This is a genomic window from Nonomuraea sp. NPDC049625 (assembly GCF_040675285.1).
GTDB classification, from domain to species: domain Bacteria; phylum Actinomycetota; class Actinomycetes; order Streptosporangiales; family Streptosporangiaceae; genus Nonomuraea; species Nonomuraea angiospora_A.
In genome coordinates this window covers 98,315-116,435 of the sequence record NZ_JBFAOQ010000008.1, presented here as the reverse complement: position 1 = coordinate 116,435, position 18,121 = coordinate 98,315, and the positions used below count along the sequence as shown (strand labels likewise).

17 protein-coding genes are annotated in these 18,121 nt (G+C 72.5%); 10 read left to right on the top strand and 7 right to left on the bottom strand.

Annotated elements, in window-relative coordinates; genetic code table 11:
* The first annotated feature begins 12 nt into the window (after positions 1 to 12).
* From AB0J87_RS32500 to AB0J87_RS32465, 8 genes are all read left to right on the top strand, one after another.
* On the top strand, positions 13 to 1,227 hold the full coding sequence (locus tag AB0J87_RS32500) for an aromatic ring-hydroxylating dioxygenase subunit alpha (protein ID WP_363971248.1): 1,215 nt from the start codon (positions 13 to 15) through the stop codon (positions 1,225 to 1,227).
* Positions 1,227 to 2,165, top strand: a complete 939-nt coding sequence (locus AB0J87_RS32495; protein WP_363971246.1) for a hypothetical protein — start codon at positions 1,227 to 1,229, stop codon at positions 2,163 to 2,165. The genes AB0J87_RS32500 and AB0J87_RS32495 overlap by 1 nt, the downstream gene beginning before the upstream one ends.
* The gene (locus AB0J87_RS32490) at positions 2,162 to 3,466 is read left to right on the top strand and encodes a peptidase dimerization domain-containing protein (RefSeq protein ID WP_363971244.1); all 1,305 of its coding nucleotides are present in this window, start codon (positions 2,162 to 2,164) and stop codon (positions 3,464 to 3,466) included. The genes AB0J87_RS32495 and AB0J87_RS32490 overlap by 4 nt, the downstream gene beginning before the upstream one ends.
* 9 nt (positions 3,467 to 3,475) lie before the next feature.
* Entirely contained in the window at positions 3,476 to 4,324 is an 849-nt protein-coding gene (locus AB0J87_RS32485) for an alpha/beta hydrolase (RefSeq protein ID WP_363971242.1), read from the top strand.
* Positions 4,321 to 4,446: a hypothetical protein gene (locus tag AB0J87_RS32480; RefSeq protein ID WP_355200272.1), complete on the top strand. Its 126-nt coding sequence runs from the start codon at positions 4,321 to 4,323 to the stop codon at positions 4,444 to 4,446. The genes AB0J87_RS32485 and AB0J87_RS32480 overlap by 4 nt, the downstream gene beginning before the upstream one ends.
* Positions 4,447 to 4,459: 13 nt before the next feature.
* Complete coding sequence (locus AB0J87_RS32475) at positions 4,460 to 5,353, top strand: alpha/beta fold hydrolase (RefSeq protein ID WP_363971240.1); 894 nt, start codon at positions 4,460 to 4,462, stop codon at positions 5,351 to 5,353.
* Entirely contained in the window at positions 5,350 to 6,300 is a 951-nt protein-coding gene (locus AB0J87_RS32470; RefSeq protein ID WP_363971238.1) for a zinc-binding dehydrogenase, read from the top strand. Before AB0J87_RS32475 ends, AB0J87_RS32470 begins: the two co-directional genes overlap by 4 nt.
* A 70-nt stretch (positions 6,301 to 6,370) precedes the next feature.
* The gene (locus AB0J87_RS32465) at positions 6,371 to 7,195 is read left to right on the top strand and encodes an IclR family transcriptional regulator (RefSeq protein ID WP_350727480.1); all 825 of its coding nucleotides are present in this window, start codon (positions 6,371 to 6,373) and stop codon (positions 7,193 to 7,195) included.
* Here the strand turns inward: AB0J87_RS32465 and AB0J87_RS32460 are convergent, their stop codons facing one another.
* The gene (locus tag AB0J87_RS32460) at positions 7,196 to 8,005 is read right to left on the bottom strand and encodes an alpha/beta fold hydrolase (RefSeq protein ID WP_363971236.1); all 810 of its coding nucleotides are present in this window, start codon (positions 8,003 to 8,005) and stop codon (positions 7,196 to 7,198) included.
* A 125-nt stretch (positions 8,006 to 8,130) separates the two neighbouring features.
* On the opposite strand from AB0J87_RS32460, the gene AB0J87_RS32455 reads away from it, so the two are divergent.
* The gene (locus tag AB0J87_RS32455; protein ID WP_355200268.1) at positions 8,131 to 8,928 is read left to right on the top strand and encodes an IclR family transcriptional regulator; all 798 of its coding nucleotides are present in this window, start codon (positions 8,131 to 8,133) and stop codon (positions 8,926 to 8,928) included.
* 9 nt (positions 8,929 to 8,937) lie between these two features.
* Here the strand turns inward: AB0J87_RS32455 and AB0J87_RS32450 are convergent, their stop codons facing one another.
* From AB0J87_RS32450 to AB0J87_RS32430, 5 genes are read right to left on the bottom strand one after another with little or no spacing between them, the layout of a single operon-like run.
* Positions 8,938 to 9,816, bottom strand: a complete 879-nt coding sequence (locus AB0J87_RS32450; RefSeq protein WP_363971233.1) for a sugar phosphate isomerase/epimerase — start codon at positions 9,814 to 9,816, stop codon at positions 8,938 to 8,940.
* Entirely contained in the window at positions 9,813 to 11,909 is a 2,097-nt protein-coding gene (locus tag AB0J87_RS32445; protein WP_363971231.1) for an ABC transporter ATP-binding protein, read from the bottom strand. Before AB0J87_RS32445 ends, AB0J87_RS32450 begins: the two co-directional genes overlap by 4 nt.
* The gene (locus AB0J87_RS32440) at positions 11,906 to 12,775 is read right to left on the bottom strand and encodes an ABC transporter permease (protein ID WP_350727484.1); all 870 of its coding nucleotides are present in this window, start codon (positions 12,773 to 12,775) and stop codon (positions 11,906 to 11,908) included. The genes AB0J87_RS32445 and AB0J87_RS32440 overlap by 4 nt, the downstream gene beginning before the upstream one ends.
* Before the next feature lie 2 nt (positions 12,776 to 12,777).
* The gene (locus AB0J87_RS32435) at positions 12,778 to 13,725 is read right to left on the bottom strand and encodes an ABC transporter permease (RefSeq protein WP_350727485.1); all 948 of its coding nucleotides are present in this window, start codon (positions 13,723 to 13,725) and stop codon (positions 12,778 to 12,780) included.
* Positions 13,726 to 13,739: 14 nt separating this feature from the next.
* The gene (locus AB0J87_RS32430) at positions 13,740 to 15,308 is read right to left on the bottom strand and encodes an ABC transporter substrate-binding protein (protein WP_363971228.1); all 1,569 of its coding nucleotides are present in this window, start codon (positions 15,306 to 15,308) and stop codon (positions 13,740 to 13,742) included.
* Positions 15,309 to 15,520: 212 nt separating this feature from the next.
* On the opposite strand from AB0J87_RS32430, the gene AB0J87_RS32425 reads away from it, so the two are divergent.
* A complete protein-coding gene (locus tag AB0J87_RS32425; RefSeq protein WP_363971226.1) occupies positions 15,521 to 16,456 on the top strand; it encodes an NADP-dependent oxidoreductase in 936 nt (311 codons plus the stop codon).
* Between the two features lie 7 nt (positions 16,457 to 16,463).
* Here AB0J87_RS32425 and AB0J87_RS32420 read toward each other — a convergent pair whose 3' ends face one another.
* A complete protein-coding gene (locus tag AB0J87_RS32420) occupies positions 16,464 to 18,092 on the bottom strand; it encodes a GMC family oxidoreductase (RefSeq protein ID WP_363971224.1) in 1,629 nt (542 codons plus the stop codon).
* Positions 18,093 to 18,121: the final 29 nt, after the last annotated feature.

The following is an 18,121-nucleotide window of genomic DNA, read 5'->3' as shown; positions in this document are numbered from 1 at the left end:
GCGGAGGCGAGAATGAGTGCGGAGGCGGGTACGCCGGCTGCGATCGGGGGAGACGCCAGGCGCCGGCCATCGCGGCGGGGCCGCCTGCCGGGCCGGCAGGACTGGTCGAGCTGGCCCCATTACCAGGCGGCGGCCAGCGGGTTCCGCGGCTACTGGTACCCGGTGGCGTTCTCCTCGCACATCACCGGGAAGCCGAAGGCGATCACCCTGCTCGGCGAGCGGATCGTCGTCATCAGGGACGACGGGAAGGTCTACGCGCTGAAGGACCGCTGCCCGCACCGGGGCGTGCCGCTGAGCTACGGCAACCAGCAGTTCCCCGGCACGATCTCCTGCCCGTACCACGGCTGGACGTTCGACCTGGAGACCGGCGCGCTCAAGGCGGTGATCACCGACGGGCCGCAGTCGCCGATCTGCGGGAAGGTGACCCAGCCCACCTACGAGGTCGAGGAGCGCCTCGGCATGGTGTGGATCTTCGTGGGGGACGGCGAGGACGCCCCGCCCATCGACGACCAGCTCCCCGAGGAACTGCGCGACAACCCCGCCGTGATCGGCGCGCGCATCCAGTCCCGCGTGGGCAACTGGCGCTTCGCCTGCGAGAACGGCTACGACGAGGGACACGCGAAATACCTGCACCGCACGGCGCTGTGGCGGCTGTTCAAGGCCATGCCGGTGTGGAACGAGACCCGGATCGTCCGCCGCGGCCGGTGGATCTACCGGGTCCAGGACGCCCAGCACTGGGACGCCGACTTCCCCGGCCTGGGCAGATGGAGCAACCAGGCGTGGTTCAAGCTCAAGCCGCCGAAGCAGGTCGCCAACATCGGCAACACGGGCAGCCACCGCAAGGTGAACCCGGCCATCGCCGCCGAGGACTTCCCCGGGTTCGCCTCGGTCAGCATGCCGGGGGTCCTGCGCATCGTCTACCCGACCTTCATCCACTACGAGTTCTACGTGCCGGTCGACGCGGACAACCACCTCTACGTCGGCGTGATGGCCAACTTCGAGAAGGGCATCAGGACGCTGCCCTTCTACGCCAAATACCTCGGCGCCGTCCGCTGGCTCTTCCACGGCCAGTTCTCCGGCCAGGACAAGTGGATGGTCGAGGTGACCGACGCGCCGCCGGAGCGGCTCTACCGTCCCGACGACTCGCTCCTGCAGTGGCGCAAGCTGGCCGAGGAGATCACGGAGGAGCGCGCCGAACGCCTCAAGAGCGCCGGGGACCTCGGCTGATGGGCCGGATCGTCCTGGGCGTGGGCGCGTCCCACTCGACGCTCATGAACACCCACTGGGACCAGGTCGAGCACAAGGACCGCGCGGAACGCTTCCGCGACGCGCTCGGCACGGCCCGCGACGCCCTCGCCGCGGCCCGTCCCGACGTGGCGGTCATCATCGGGTCGAACCACTTCCGCGGCTTCTGGCTGGACCTGATCCCCGCCTTCACCCTCGGCGTGGACGAGGTCATCGCGTCCGGCGAGTCCGGCACGCCGTCGGGCCCGCAGCGCACCCGCCCCGACCTCGCCCAGAGCATCGCGGAATCGCTGGTGGCGGCGGGCACCGAGGTGGCGATCTCGGCGAAGCTGCAGATCGACCACGGCCAGAGCCACGCCGTCCAGTACCTGCTGCGCGACCTCGACGTGCCCGTGATCCCGCTGGTGGTGAACGTGTTCGCCACGCCGCTGCCCCTGATGCGGCGCTGCGTCGAGCTGGGGCGCAACCTCGCCGCCGCGGTGGCGGCGCTGCCCGAGGGACCGCGGGTGGCGGTCATCGCCTCGGGCGGGCTCTCGCACCGGCTGCCGTGGCCGAGCCGCTGGCAGGACCCGCACGGGCCGGACGAGGAGTTCCTGGTGGAGGCCTGGCGGGAGGGCCGGGGCGACTGGGAGCGCTACGACGCGCGCCGCCGGCAGATCATCACCGCCGCGCGGCCGGTCATCTTCCCCGAGTTCGACGAGGAGTTCCTGGCCGCGCTGGAGCGGGGCGAGCTGGAGCGTTACGCCGGCCTGTCCACGGCGGAGATCGAGGAGGCGGCCGGCAACGGCGGCCAGGAGCTGCGGTCGTGGCTGGCCATGGCGGCGGCGCTGGGCTTCGCGCCCGGGCGGAGGCTGGCGTACGAGCCGATGCCGGAGTGGCTGACCGGCATGGGGGTCGCCGTCATCGAGCCGGCGTCATGACCCGCGACGAGCTGGTGCGGCAGGCCCTCGCGTCGATCACCGAGGACCGCCTGCGCGCGGCGGCGGTGGACGTCACCTCCATCGCCAGCCCCACGGGCGGCGAGGCGCCGCTGGCCCGGTGGCTGGCCGACCGGCTCGCCGCCGCGGGCCTGGAGGCGCACGCGCAGCGCATCGACGACGGCCAGGCCAACGCGGTCGGCCGGCTGAGGGGCGACGGCACGGGCGCCGACCTCATGCTGTACGCCCCGATCGACACCCTGACCACCGGCGACCCGGACCTGGACGTGCCCTGGATCGGCCCGGAGCTGCGCCCCGACATGCGGGCCGAGGCCCGCTGCGAGGGCCCCTACGTCAGCGGACTCGGCGCGAGCAACCCCAAGGGCCATGCCGCGTGCGTCCTGATCGTGGGCGAGGCCCTGGCCGCCCTGCGCCCCCGGCTGGCCGGAGATCTCTTGGTGGCTTTCGGGGCCGGTGGCATGCCGACCAACGCGATCGACGGCAGGGGCCGGGCGAACACGGGGCACGGGGTCGGCTGCTCGTTCCTGCTCGAACGCGGCTGGCAGCCCGACCACGCGGTGATCGCCAAGCCGGGGGACTTCGTCGCGCACGACGAGGTGGGCCTGTGCTGGTTCGAGATCGTCGTCCCGGGGACCCACACGTACGCGGGGAGCCGGCACCGCCTGCCGTACCGGAACCCGATCGTGACCGCCGCCGAGGTCGTGACGCGGCTGGAACGGTGGCTGGCGGACTACCCCGAGCGGCACCGCACCGCGACCGCCGCCCCGCAGGGGATCGTCGGGTCGATCGCGGGCGGCTGGGAGCGCATGCTCGCGGTCACCCCCGCGGCCTGCCGCATCCGCCTCGACCTGCGCATCGCGCCCGGCACGACGCCGCTGGAGGCCAAGCGGGAGCTGGCGGCGTACGTCCGGCAGGTGTCGGCGGAGCTGGGCACGGAGCTCGCGGTCGAGATGGTGCTGGCCGTCCCGGGCACGCGCACGCCGCCGGAGAGCTGGGTGGTGCGCAGCGCCGTACGCGCCTGGGAGGGCGTGAACGGGCGCCCGCACGAGCCCATCGACGGCAACAGCGGCGCCACCGACGCCAACATCCTGCGGGCGCGCGGGATCCCGACGGCCCGCGTGGGCATGCCGAAGGCCGCGCCAGAGGACGTCGACGTCGACTTCGCCCTCGGCATGAACACCGTCGACGTCAGGGCCATGCGCCGCCTGTGCGAGGTGCTCCTGCGGGTGGCGGCCGACACCGTCACGCGCACGCGCGCCGAGATCGACGAGACCAACGACTGAGGAGGCGCCATGGAACCGCCCAGCGGTTCGTACGCCGACGCCGACGGCGTCAAATATCACTACCTCGACCTGGGGTCGGGACCGGACACGATCTTCCTGCACGGCGGCGGCCCCGGCTGCACCGGATGGAGCGACTTCGGCCCGGTGGCGCCGCTGTTCGCCGCCGAGCGCCGCTGCCTGATCGTGGACATCCTGCAGTACGGCAAGTCGGAGAAGTGCGTCATCACCGGCCCGATGTGGGACTTCCACGCGGCCAGAACCGTCGCGCTCATGGACGCGCTGGGTGTGGAGCGGGCCGACTTCGTCTGCAACTCCTGGGGCGGCACCATCGCGCTGTGCCTGGCCGCGCGCTACCCCGACCGGGTGCGCTCGCTGGTGATCACCGGCAGCATGCCGGTCTTCTACGGCCCGCTCGCGCCCCTGCCCGAGGGCGGCCGGCGCGGCCGGAACGCGCGGGACGTCTACTACGGCGGCGAGGGGCCCACGCGGCAGAAGATGCGCGACCTCATCACCCGGCTGGAGTGGTACGACGGCGACCGGCTGCCGGAGTCCACGCTGGACCTGCGTTACGAGCAGAGCCTGGACCCGGAGGAGCGGGCGCTGGCCGCCATGTCCGACTCTCCGCGCGGCGAATGGCAGGACCTCACCGCCGAGCTGGCCGAGATCCGGGCGCCGGCGCTGTTCATGTGGGGCATGCAGGACGCGTTCCTGACGCCGGACTATCCGCTCATGCTGGCGCGCATGGTGCCCCGGGGCAACCTGTACGTCATGGACCACGCGGGACACCACCTCCAGGAGGAGCGTCCCGAGGCGTACCACGCCGTGGTCACCGGATTCCTGACGGGGGCGGGCCGATGAAGAGACTGCTGATCGCCGCGCCCGCCGTCGTGCTGGCCGTGCTCCTCGCCCGCCTGCTCGCGGCCCGCAGCAACACCCAGGTGCACCGCATCAACCAGGACAAACCCGCTCTCGACCGCTGAAGGTGACGTGACGATGACCATATGGACCGAGCTGAGCCCGTTGAGCCTGAGCGTCTCGTACGTGGACGCGGGGGGAGTGCCGACCCGCAGCCTGCGGGCCGGATCGGGCGAGCCCGTGGTGTTCCTGCACGGCACCAGCGGGCACCTGGAGGCGTTCACCCGCAACCTGGCCGCGCACGCGGAGCAGTACGAGTGCCACGCCATCGACATGCTGGGCCACGGCTACACCGGCAAGCCGAACTATCCGTATGAGATCCCGCGCTATGTCGAGCACCTGCTGGCGTACTTCGACGCGGTGGGCATCGAGCGCGCGCACATCGTGGGGGAGTCGCTGGGCGGCTGGGTAGGCGGTCGCGCCGCGATCGACCACCCCGACCGCGTGGCGAGCCTGCAGCTGCTCTGCGCGGGCGGCACCGTCGCCAACCCGCAGGTCATGGCGCGCATCAGGACGAGCACGCGCGAGGCCGTGCTCAGCGACGACGTGGAGCTCACCCGCAAGCGGCTGCGGCTGCTGATGGCCGACCCGGCCGACGCCACCGAGGAGCTGGTGGAGGTGCGCCACGCCATCTACCACGAGCCCGCGTTCGTGGCAGGCGTCGACAACCTGCTCTGCCTGCAGGACATGGAGACCCGGCAGCGCAACATCCTGCGCCCCGGCGACCTGGCCGGGATCTCCCAGCCGACGCTGATCGTCTGGGGCCGCAAGAACCCGTTCGGCGACGTGCCGGAGGCGACCGCCATGCACGAGGCCATCGCGGGCTCGCAGCTGGAGCTGTTCGAGGAGTGCGGCCACTGGCCCCAGCACGAGCAGGCCGCGCGCTACAACCCGCTCAGCCTGTCCTTCCTGGCCAAGAGCTCGGCGGCGGGCTTCTCGGGCCGGATCACTGGTCGGGTGTCGGGCCGATGACGCGCGCGGCGCGCTTCCACGCGTGGGGCGCGGCCCCCGTCGTGGAGGACGTCCCCGAACCCGCGTACGAGCCGGGCCGGGTGCTGGTCGAGGTCAAGGCGGCGGCGCTGGGCCATCTGGACCTGACCGTCGCCACCGGGTCCTTCGCGATGAAGCCGGCCCTCCCGTACGTGGGCGGGGTCGAGGCCAGCGGAGTAGTCCTGGAGGCCGACGAGCTGGCCCCCGGCACGCAGGTGCTCCTTCGCGGGGGCGGGCTGGGCCTGCTGCGCGACGGCTGCTGGACCGAACGGGTCAGCGTCAGCCCCAAGGCCGTCAGCCCGCTGGCGGAGCCGCTGCCCCATGAGGTCGCCGCGTCGTTCTTCGTCCCGGCCACCACGGCGTACGTCGCCCTGCACGACGTCGCCCGCCTGGAGCCGGGGGAGGAGGTCGTCGTGACCGGCGCCACCGGGGCGGTCGGCGCGATGGTCGCCCAGCAGGCGCGGCTGGCCGGGGCCACGGTGACCGGGCTGGTCGGGCGGTCCGACCAGCTCGATCGGGTGCCCGAGGGGGTGCGCGGCGTGGCGGCCGACGACGCCGCGGCGGTCGCGGAGCTGGCCTCGGCGCGCTCGGCGTCCCTGCTGGTCGACACGCTCGGAGGCGCCGGCCTGGTCGAACGCACGCGCTGGGTCCGACCCGGCGGCCGGGCCGTCGTCATCGGGTACGTGCTGGGCGCGTCCGTGACGGTCGATCTCCCGTCGTGGCTGCTCGACGACGTGGCGCTGCTGCCCGTGAACATGGTCCGGCACGAGCGCCGGGCACGCGAGGTGGCCCCGTCGCTGGTCGGCCGCCTGGCCTCCGGCGAGCTCGGCGTGGAGGTCGAGCGGTTCGACCTGGCCGAGATCGCCAAGGCCCTGGAGCTGTTGCGCGAGGGCCGGGTACGCGGGCGTGCGGTCGTCACGTTCGGATAGCCGCCGGGCCCGTTCCGCTCAGCGGGACAGGGCCGTTGTCCGGAACGGACAGGGGCCCGATTATCGGGCAATGGCTCTTATGCACTCCCCGTCGTCACCTGACGTCAAGCCCCTGGCCATCGTCCCTTCACCCGAGCACGACGCGGCGGCGAACAGCGTACTGGGCAAGGTGCGGCTGATCCTGGAGGCCTTCGGCCCCGACGACGAGAGCCTGGGCCTGTCCGAGATCGTCCGCCGCACCGGCGTGGCCAAGGCGTCGGTCCACCGGCTGGCCCAGGAGCTGCTGCAGTGGGGCCTGCTGGAGCGGCGCGGGTCCGAATACTGGCTGGGCATGCGCCTGTTCGAGATCGGGCAGCGCGTGCCGCGCCAGCGGATCCTGCGGGAGGCGGCGCGGCCCTTCATGGAGGACCTCTACCAGGCGACGGGGGAGACCATCCACCTGGCGGTGCTGGACGGGCTGGAGGTCATCTACCTGGAGAAGGTCTCCGGCCACGGCCAGGTGTCCAGGCCGTCGCGCGTCGCCGGGCGCATGCCGCTGCACTGCACGGCGACCGGCAAGGCCCTGCTGGCGTTCGGCCCGGCGGCCCTCTTCGGCGACGTCGTGGCCACCCCGCTGGCCCGCGTGACGCCGCGCACGGTCACCGCCCCGAAGCTGCTCGCCCAGGAGATCCAGCAGGCCAGGAAGGCGGGGTACGCCGTCGAACGGGAGCAGACCCGGGTCGGCTACCTCAGCGTGGCGATCCCGCTCACCGGGGCCACCGGGACCATGGTCGCCGCGCTGTCGGTGACGGCGCCGACCTTCCGCGCCGACGTCAACAAGTACGTGGGCCTGCTCAGCATGGTGAGCAGGCGCATCACGAAGTCGATCATGGCCGCCGACGGCGGCCGGACCTGATCAGGCCGTCAGGAACGCCGCCACGGCCGCCGCGACCTCGGCGGGCTTATGCTCCATGAGCGGGATCGTGCCGCCCTCGACGACGGCCGACGTCACGCTCGCCGCCCCGGTGAGATGCTCCCGGAGCGGGGTCATGTTCGGCAGCGCGAACGGGTCCGCGGCGCCCGTCAGCAGCAGCACGGGAGCGGTCACCAGGCCGATCCTTTCCTCCATGACGTAGCGCGCGCACGCCCGGTGGCCTTCGGCCGGATCGACCCCCGGCGCGAGGGCGTCACGGACGAACCGGTCGAGGAGGCCGGTGACCGGTTCGGGATAGTACGGCTGCCGCAGCCGCCACAACTTGACCAGGTGGTCACCCTCCGGGGACGGCTCGGCCTCGTCCACCCCCGGGCCGTGCGCGTGGGAGGCGCGGTAGCGGGCGTCCGCCCACGGGGCCGACGACAGGACCAGCAGGCCCACCCGCTCCGGCGCGGACGCCGCCAGCTCGACGGCCACCGCGCCGCCGGTGTGGTGGCCGAGCACGTCGGCCCGCTCGATGCCGAGGCCGTCCAGCAGCGCCAGCGCACCGGCCGCGAACAGCTCGATCGTGTGGGGCGCCGGGGGCTTCGCGCTGGCCCCGAAGCCGACCATGTCCATGGCCAGGACGCGCCGGTGGGGCGCCAGCAGGGGCATCAGCTCGCGGAACTCGTCCCACGATCGGGGGGTCTGATGCAGGAGCAGCAGGGGCCGCCCTGTGCCCTGCTCGGCGTAGTGGAGCTGGCCGAAGGGCGAGTCGGCGTACCCGAAACGCGGCGGCGCCGTGATGTCCAAGGGGTCCTCCCTCATGCCGGGTCGTCATCTGATCTTTACATCGGTCCGCCCGGCGAAACCTATACATTCCAGACGTTCTGCACTATTCATGGGACAAATGGAAAGTGGTCGCGAGGGGAGTTCCGATGTCCTCACAGGTGTTCGTGGCGGCGCCGGCCGGCCCCGACGATGAGGAGGAATACCCCAATTCGGTGCTCGGCAAGGCCCAGTTGATCTTCGGCGCGTTCGAGTCGGGGGCGGTCCAGCTCCGGCTCACCGAGCTCAGCCGGCGCTCGGGGGTGCCGAAGGCGTCGGCGTACCGGCTGGCGCAGGAGCTGGTGCAATGGGGGCTGCTGGAGCGCAAGGGGGACTCCTACCAGCTCGGCATGCGCATGTTCGAGCTGGGCCAGCGGGTGCCGGTCTCCGCCGTGCTGCGCCGCGTGGCCCGGCCCCTCCTCACCGACCTGTTCGCCGCCACCAGGGCGACCATCCACCTGGCGGTCCTCGACCGAGGTCACGTGCTCTACGTGGAGAAGGTGGCCGGGGAGCAGAACGTGAACACCCACTCCCGGGTGGGCGGGCGCCTGCCCGCGGCGTGCACGGCGACGGGGAAGGCCCTGCTCGCGAACCTCCCCGACCTCGAGGAACGGCTGCGCCGCCTCGCCCGGACCGGCCTGCCGCGCCTGACGCCGCGCACCGTCGCGTCCGTGGAGGACCTGCGCCGGCAGCTCGCGGTCGTCAGGGAACGGGGTTACGCGATCGAGAGGCAGGAGATCCTGCTGGGCTTCGGCAGCATCGCCGTGCCCGTCGCGGGGGCCGATGGAACGGTCCTCGCGTCCGTGTCGGCCGCCGCGCCGCTGTCGCGCCTGGTGGCGAAGCGGCTGCTGCCGGGGCTGTTCGCGGCGGCCGACGGCATCTCCCGCGCCGTCGAGCGGGAGTGCTGACGATCATCTTCAGAAGGCGCTGCGCATCCAGCCGGCCGACGCCTGCGCGCTCTCGTACGGGTCGGCGATGTCGGGCCGGTCCACCTCCACCATCAGCCACCCGTCGAACGCGTCGGGCAGGTTGCCGATGATGCCGGTCAGGTCGAGCTCACCCCGCCCGGGCTCGACCCAGAGCCCCGCGAGCACGGTCTGCCGGTAGTCCCAGCCCTTCTCGCGGCCCTCGGCGGCGACGCTGAGCCGGCAGTCCTTCACGTGCACGAAGGGGATCCGCTCGGCGTGGTCCTTCACGAGCCGGGCGACGTCGGCGCCCGCCCACGCCAGGTGGCCCGTGTCGGGCAGGAAGCCGAGCCGGGACTCCGGCAGGGCCTCGAGCACCGCCCGGCCCTCCTCCTCGGTCTCGACCCACGTGCCGACGTGCGGGTGCAGGCACGGCCGGACACCCTCGGCCACCATGGCGTCGCAGATCCGCCCGATCAGCTCCGTCACCGCCTCGACGCGCGAGGGGTCGGCGTCGTGCCCCTGCGCGGGGTTCAGGACGCGCGGCGCCTCCTTGCCCATGCCCAGGCCCAGGCCGATCTCGGTCAGGCCGAGCCGGGCCTGCGTGCGGGCGACCTCGGCGGCGGCGGCCACGACGGTGTCCTCGTTGCCGTCCCTGCCGTCCGAGCGGCAGGGGAAGTAGCCGGGCGCGAGCGCCAGGCCGACCTCGTCCAGCAGCGCTTGGTACTGCTCGACGTCGAGGCCGGCGGGCACCTCCGACATGACGTGGTCGAACCCGGCCCGCTTGATCTGGGTCAGCAGCTCCTTCGGCGCGGGGGCCAGCGACGGGTCCAGCCAGCCGTCGGCGCTGGCCATCCACTGGATCGGGTTGAGCGCGATCTTCGCGGTCATTCGGTTTCCTTTCCGTTGTCGGCAAAGTGGCAGGCGGCCCGCTGGCCGGTGGCCGTGAGGGTGAGCTGAGGGTCGATCTCCGTGCAGATCGTCCGTTCCGGGTTGACCAGCGGGCCGATCGGGCACCTGGTGCGGAACCGGCAGCCCGAGGGCGGGTTCGCGGGGCTGGGCAGGTCGCCGGGGAGGACGATGCGCTCGCGCGTGCGCGCGGAGACCGACGGGACGGGTGAGGACGACATCAGGGCGGCGGTGTAGGGGTGCTGCGGGTTGCCGTAGACGTCGGCGGCGTCGCCGTACTCCACGATCCGGCCCAGGTACATGACCGCGACGGTGTCGCTGAGGTGCCGCACCACCGACAGGTCGTGGGCGATGAACAGGTAGCCGAGCCCGAGTTCGTTCTGCAGCTGCTCCAGCAGGTTGATGATCTGCGCCTGGATCGACATGTCCAGAGCGGAGACCGGCTCGTCGAGGATGAGCGCGCGCGGCTGCCTGGCCAGCGCGCGGGCGATGCCGATCCGCTGGCGCTGGCCGCCCGAGAACGCGTGGGGGTAGCGGTCGAGGTGCTCGGCGCGCAGTCCGACCTGCGCCATCAGCGACCGCGCCATCTCCTCGCGCTCCCGCCGGCCGACGCCTCTGAACGCGAGCGCCTCGGACAGCGACTGCCTGATGGTGCGGCGCGGGTTCAGCGACGCGTACGGGTCCTGGAACAGGTACTGCACCGAGGACCTGACCCGCCCGAGATCCACCTGCCTCATCGTGCTCACGTCGGCGCCGTCGACGAGGACCGATCCGCCGGAGACCCGGTTGATCCCGACGATGCTCCTGGACAGCGTCGACTTGCCGCAGCCGCTCTCGCCCACCAGCCCGAGCGTGCGACCGGCGTGCACCGACAGGCTCACGGAGTCGACCGCGTACACGGGCGGGTCGCGGTGGAACAGGCCGCGCCGCCGGGACCCGACGTCGATCCGCAGGTCGCGCACCTCGAGGACGGGCGTCGTGGCGGCCTGGGCGGCCGCCTCGGGGACGTGGACCGAGATGTCGGCCGGGGGCGGCTCGGGGGCGCGGACCGAGACGTCGGTGGTGGCGCGCTGCGCGACGAAGCAGGCCGCCGACTGGCCGTCGGTGCCGATCTGGAGCAGCTCCGGCGGTTCGTGCTCGCAGACGTCCTCGGTGAAGCGGCACCGGGGGGCGAACGGGCAGCCGGGCGGCGGCGCGGCCGGGTCGGGCGGCGCTCCCGGGATCGCGGGCAGCGGCTGTCCGATCCGGTCGTCGTCGAGACGGGGCATGGCCGCCAGCAGCGCCGCGGTGTAGGGGTGCCGCGGCTGTTCGAAGACCTGCTCGACGGTGCCCTTCTCGACCGTGCGGCCGCCGTACATGACGACGACGTCGGTGCAGAGCTCGGCCACGACCCCCATGTCATGGGTGATGATCGCGATGGCGATGCCGAGCTCGGTGCGCAGCCGGGCGAGCAGGCGCAGGATCTGCGCCTGGATGGTCACGTCGAGGGCGGTCGTGGGCTCGTCCGCGATCAGCAGCGCGGGGTCGTTGGCCAGGGCGATCGCGATGACGACGCGCTGGCGCATGCCTCCGGAGAACTGGTGCGGGTAATGGTCGATCTTCGTCCGGACGTCGGGGATGCCGACCTGGTCGAGCAGCTCGATCGCGCGCCTGCGCGCGGTCCGCCTGTCGACCCCGTGCAGCGTCATGGCCTCGGCGATCTGGTCGCCCACCTTCATGACGGGGTTGAGCGCGGCCTGCGGGTCCTGGAAGACCATCGCGACCTTGCTGCCGCGGCGGCGCCGCATCTCGCGTTCGGGCAGGGCGAGCAGGTCCTCGCCGCCGAGCCGTACGGAGCCGGCCACGACCTCGCCCGGCGGGCGCAGCATGCGCATGATGGAGCGCGCCGTCACGGACTTGCCCGAGCCGGACTCGCCGACGATGCCGAGCACGTCGCCCGGGTAGATGTCGAAGCTGACGTCGTTGACGGCCTTGACGCCGCCGTTCCTCAGCCGGAACTCGGTGCGCAGGCCTTCGACCCGCAGCAACGGCACGTCCTTCGCCGTCACGGGGGCCAGGGGTTCGGTGGAGGTCACCGGCGGTTCACCGCCTCGTTGAGCGCGTCGGACACCAGGCTGAAGCCCACCGCCACCAGGAGCAGCAGGAGGGCGGGGCCGACGATGTAGGTGGGGGACTGGGTGACGAACCGCAGCCCGTTGTTCAGGAGCACGCCGAGCGAGGGCGTCGGCGGCTGCACGCCGAGGCCGACGATGCTCAGCCCGGCCTCGATGTAGACGCCGACGACCATCCACACGGCCGCGTTGACGACGGCCGAGTCCATGGCGTTCGGCAGGACGTGCCGGACCAGGAGTTGCGGGCGGGAGACGCCGAGCACCCGGGCGGCGAGGACGTACTCCCTGCTCTGCTGGGCCAGCCAGGCGCCGCGGGCCAGCCGGCCCGCGGTGGGCAGCCCGCTGATCAGGATGGTCAGGAACAGCGCCGGCCAGCCCGGCCCCAGGATGGCCACCAGGCAGATCCCCAGGATCAGGCCCGGGAAGCCGATGATCACGTCGAGCAGCCGCTGCACCGCCGACCCCAGGTGCTCCGACAGCGCGCCGCTCAGCCCGAGCAGGACCCCGATCGCCATGCTGAGCGGCACCGCCGTGAAGATCAGGCTGAGGTCGATGCGCAGGCCGTAGATGCTGCGGACGAAGATGTCGCGGCCGAACTCGTCCACGCCGAAGATGTGCCCGGCCGAGATCCCGGTCAGCGCCTCGCGGCCCTGCTCGTCGTACCCGCCGGGGAAGAGCACGGGGGCGAGCAGGGCGGCCAGGCTCATGACGGCGAGGATCGACAGCCCGATGACGCCCTTCGGCGTGCGGAACGCCGACAGGTAGCGCGCCAGCGTCGGGTTCAGCCGGCGTGCGCGCGGGATTCCCCCTTCGAGTGGAATGTCTGCCATGCCTACGCTCCCAACGTGATCCGGGGGTCGAGTGCTGCCAGGATCATCTCGGTGAGGATCTGGCAGATCACCGCCACGAAGACGACGGCCAGGATCAGCACCTGCAGCACGGTGAAGTCGCGGGTCTGCACGCTGGAGACGGCGAGCTGGCCGAGGCCGTTGCGGTTGAAGATCGCCTCGATGATGACCGCGCCGGCGAGCAGGTTGCCGACCTGCAGGCCCACCGCGACGACCGCGGTGCCCACGCTGTTGCGCAGCACGTGCCGGATCGTGATCCGGGCGCCCGAGGCTCCCTTGCTGAGCGCCAGGTCCACGTAGTCCTCGTTCCTGGCGACCAGCATCTCCGCCTGCAGCAGCCGGGCCACGACCGCCGCGGGCGGCAGCGCCAGCGCGATCGCCGGCAGGATCAGGAACTGGAAGCCGATCACCGGGTTGTCGAGGAAGGCGACCTCGCCGCTGACGGGCAGCCAGCGGTTCAGCACGCCGAAGACGAGGATCAGCCCCAGCCCCGTGACGAACGACGGGACGGCCACGAGGACGCTGTTGACCAGGTCGAGGCCGGCCCGCGCCCAGCGGCTGCGGACCGAGCCGACCACGACGCCCAGGGCCGTGCCGATCGCGATGACCAGCAGCGTGGCCAGGGCGGCCAGCTCGACCGTGCTCCCCAGCCGGTCGCCGATGAGGCTCGCGACGCTGCGGCGCAGCAGGTAGGACTGGCCGAGGTCGCCCTGGAGCAGCCCGGCCATCCAGTCCGCGTACTGGATCACCAGGGGGCGGTCCAGGCCGAGCTGCTGCCTGATCGCGGCGATGTTGGCCGCGGTCGGGTCGGCTCCGGCGAGCGTGACCGCCACGTCGCCCGGCGCCAGGCGGGGCAGGGCGAAGGCCACGATCGAGCTGGCCAGCAGCACGAACACCAGCGAAGGGAGCTTGCGTATCAGGAACCGGACCATCGTCCTGCCTCCGGTTACTTGGACAGCCAGGCCTGGCTGAGGTCGAGGAAGCCCATCTGCGTGGACTTGATGCCGTTCACGGAGTTCGCGCGCAGGGTGAGGGTGGGGCGAGTGACCAGCGGGAGCACGAACGCCTGGTCGATGAAGTAGGCGTCGTAGTCGCGCAGGGCCTTCTGCTGGTCCTCCGTGGTGCTGGCGCTGGTGACCGCCTTGACCAGCTTCGTGTACTCGGGGCTCTTGAAGTGCGAGACGTTGCCGTCCGCCAGCAGCTCCGGCCGGCTCACGACGGCGGTCGCGGGGGACAGGCCGTTGCTGTTCTGCATGAGGAAGGCGGGGGCGCCCAGGTCCTTCTTGGCGATCCTGGCGTCGTAGTCGGCCACGGGCACGACGACCGGGTTGGCGTTCAGCCCCACGGCGGCCAGGTTGTTCTTGACGATCTGGAAGACGCCGGTGGCCTCGGGCGAGTTCAGCGTGAGCACGTCGAACGAGACGTTCTTCACCCCCGCCTCGGCCAGCAGCTGCTTGGCCTTGTCCGGCTGGTAGGTGTACTGCTTGGCCTGGGCGGCGTCGTAGCCGACCGTCGAGGCCCGCCATGGCACGTTGGTGGGGTCGGCCTGGCCGCCCATGACCTGCTGCACGATGCGGTCGCGGTCGATCGCGTAGTGGACCGCCTGGCGCACGGCCTTGTTGTCGAACGGCGGCTTGGTCACGTCGAACGCCAGCGGGATGGCCGCGCCGCCCGAGGTCACGAGGGAGAAGCCCGGCTGCTGGCTCAGGGTCCTGGCGTCCAGGGCCGCCATGCCGACGCCGTACTGGACGCGGCCGCTGCGGATGGCCGCGACCATGGCCGTCGGGTCCTTGATCAGGTTGATCTCGATGGTGTCGAGCTGGGTGCCCGCCGCGTCGCGGTAGCCCGCGTACTTGCCGAGCACCAGCTTGCCGCCGGGAGTCCACGACTTCCACGTGAAGCGCCCGGTGCCGTCGACCTTCGTGCCCGCGGCGTAGTCGCCGAAGGAGTCCTTGTTGAGGATGGGCATCGTCTCGAAGAGGTCGAAGATGTTCGGCAGCGGCTGCTTGAACGTCAGCGTCAGCTCGTGCTCGCCCTTGGTCTTCATGTCGGAGATCTGGGCGGCGATCGACTGGTTGGCCGCGCCGGTGGCCGGGTCCTGGACCTTCTGGATGGCGAAGGCGACGTCGTCCGCGGTCAGCTTGCGGCCGCTGTGGAAGGTCACGTCGTCGCGGAGCTTGAGGTCCAGGCTCTTGCCGTCGGGGGCCAGGGTCCACGACTCGGCCAGGACGCCCTTGGGCTGCCCGGTCTTGCCGTCGATGAGGGTCAGCGTCTCGAAGACCGCGTACTCCGCCACGACGTTGCCGAAGGAGGTCTTGAGGAACGAACCCGGGTCGGCGTCGCTCGTCTGGGCGACGATGAGGGTGCCGCCCCCGCGCACCGGGCCTGTACTCGCGCTCGCGGAGTTCCCGATGGCGCCCTGGTTGGCGGCGCTGCACGCGGCGGAGGCGAGCATGGCCGCGCCGGCGGCGCCCGCGGCGAGACGCCGGCGCCATACTGACTTCGTCAGTGACATAGGTACTCCTCGAGACAATCTGGGGGCGTGCGGTGTAACGAGGTGTCGGGCATCGTACTAATTGCCCGAATTGTTGCCGGACGCGGAGTCACCGTTCTTCAGGTGGTGGGCTCAAACCCTAGAGCCGGACGATTCGGGCGGCTCCCGCGCCGGTTCGCTGACCGGAACAGGCCTTCACCCCGGTCCGCACCCGGTCGGTAGCGTCCCTGACCATGCCTCTCGCTTACGGGTTCATCGACTACGGCGGTCCGGATGTCCAGCGCTACCTCGACGTTCCCGCGCCCGAGCCGCAACCGGGCGAGGTGCTCGTCGAGGTGCGCGCGGCCGGCGTCAACCCGGTGGACTGGAAGGTCCGCGCCGGCATACATCGGGCCTTCCTGCCGCTGAGCCTGCCCGCGATCCTCGGGCGCGAGGTGGCCGGGACCGTGGTGCGGACCGGCCCCGGAGTCACCCGCCTGGCCGTCGGGGACGCGGTCTTCGGCAGCACGGCCGGCGGGAGCGGCGGGTACGCCGAGCTGGCGGTGCTGCCGGTGGACCGGGCCGCGCGCATGCCGGACGGGCTGAGCTTCACCGACGCGGCGGCGCTGCCGATCGCGGCGGGGACCGCCTACGAGGGGCTCGCCGCCCTCGCCCCGGCCCCCGGTCGGACGCTGCTGATCCTGGGCGCCGGCGGGGGAGTCGGCACGGTCGCGGCCCAGCTCGCGGTCATGGACGGGGTACGCGTCGTGGGCACGGCGAGCGGGGCGAAGAGCGCGTTCGTCGAATCACTCGGCGCCACGGCGGTCGCCTACGATCGCGAGGACGTCGCGGGCCGGTTGCGGGAGCTCCTTCCCGAAGGCGCCGGCACCGTTCTCGACCTGGTCGGCGGCGACGCCCTCCAGGGAGTCGCGGAGGTCCTCACCGCCGGGACGCGCGTGCTCACCGTGGCCGGCGAGGAGACCGCCGCCCGCTTCGGCGCCCGCCCGCTCTCGCGCGTCGGCGGCCCGGAGACGCTGTCGGCCCTGGCCGGGCTGGTGGTCGCGGGCAAGCTGGATCCGCGCGTGGGCCGGGTGTTCCCGTTCGCCGCGGCGGCCGACGCGCTCGCGCTCGTGGAGGACGGCCACGCCACCGGCAAGGTGGTGCTCGACGTCACCACGCGATCATCCTGAGCAGGCGTCACCACTCCGCGCACAGCCGCTCGGCCGTCCGGAACGCCAGCGCCATGATCGTCAGTACGGGGTTGACCCCGCCGTTGGTGACGTGCACGGAGGCGTCGGCGACATAGAGGTTGTCGTGCCCGTGGATCCTGCCCCACCGGTCCACGACCGACGTCCGCTCGTCGTCGCCCATCCGGCACGTCCCCGACTGGTGCTGCCCGGCGTGCAGGCCCAGGGGCGCCCGTGCCGCCCACGCCCGGCGCGCGCCCGAGGCGAGCAGCCATTCACGGGCGCGCTCGGCGATGAAGTCCCCGGTACGCAGGGTCTCCGGATGGGTCGTGCCGGACAGGCGGGCGACCGGGATGCCCCACCGGTCGCGCACGCGGGGGTCGGGCCGCGTCCTCGCCTCCGGGCCGGGGATCTCCTGGACCGGCCCGCCCACCCGCATGACGCGGCGGTAGTTGTCACGCATGTACTGCTTGTTGCGCGCGCCCCAGCGGGGCAGGTCCGGCGGCAGGTTCCGGGCCCAGAAGGCCAGGGGCAGCACGGTGAACTCGTCCGCCAGCATCGCCCCGCCGACCAGGCCGTCGTTGTGGTGGACGAAGTCGAGCGTCGCGAGCGAGACGCCGGGGCCCAGCCCGTCGTGCACGGGCTCGTCCATCTCGCCCAGCGCCCACGCGTAGGCGTGGCCCTGCAGGTGCCGTCCCACCTGGTCGTGGTTGTTGCCCAGCCCGTGCGGCTCGCGCCGGGTCGGGGAGTTCTGCAGCAGCCGGGCCGTCTCGATCGCGCCGGCCGCGCAGATCACGACCTCGGCCTCGACGACGTGGCGGGCCCCCGAGCGATCCACCCAGCGCACGCCGGTGACGCGGCCCGAGGGGTCGCATTCGACGCGTTCGGCGACGGCCTCCGGCAGCAGCCGGGCACGGCCGGTGGCGAGCGCGCGGCTCAGCACGGTGTTGTGGGAGCCGTTCTTGGCGTCCGCCGGGCAGGCGAAGCCGACGCAGTGCTGGCAGCGGGTGCAGGCGGCCCGTCCGCCGTACGGCTCCGAGTTGATCAGCAGCGGCACCGGCAGGACGTCCCAGCCGAGGGCGGCCGCGCCCCTGCGCAGGGCGGCGGCCTGCAGGCCCTCCGGGAGCGGGGACATCGGGTACGGCTTGGCGCGCCTCCAGTGGCGGCTGCCGGCCGCGTGGTCGCCGCAGACGCCGATCTCCCACTCGGCGCGCTCGTAGTAGGGCTCCAGGTCGTCGTAGCCGATGGGCCAGTCGGCGAGGCTGCTGCCCGCGGGCACGCCGTACGTGCTCGCCATGGTGAAGTCGGCGGGCAGGAACCGCCACGCCTGCGCCCCGTAGAGCCGGGTGCCGCCGCCGACCAGCGTGGCGTTGCCGTGGAAGCCCGGCTCGTGCGGGCGTACCACGTGCTCGCCGCCGGTGGCGTCGACGACGACGCGCGGGCCGTCCTCGTAGTCGGGCCCGGAGCGGTGCGGATAGCGGGTGAGGCGGTGGTTGCGCAGATGGTCGCGGCCGATCTCCTCGAAGGTGAGGTCGCGGCCGCGTTCCAGCACGAGCACGCGCTTGCCCGCCTCGGCCAGGACCGCGGCGGCGACCCCGCCCCCGGCGCCCGACCCGATCACGACCGCGTCCACCCGCATCAGCCCCGTACCTCGCATCCGGTCACGGC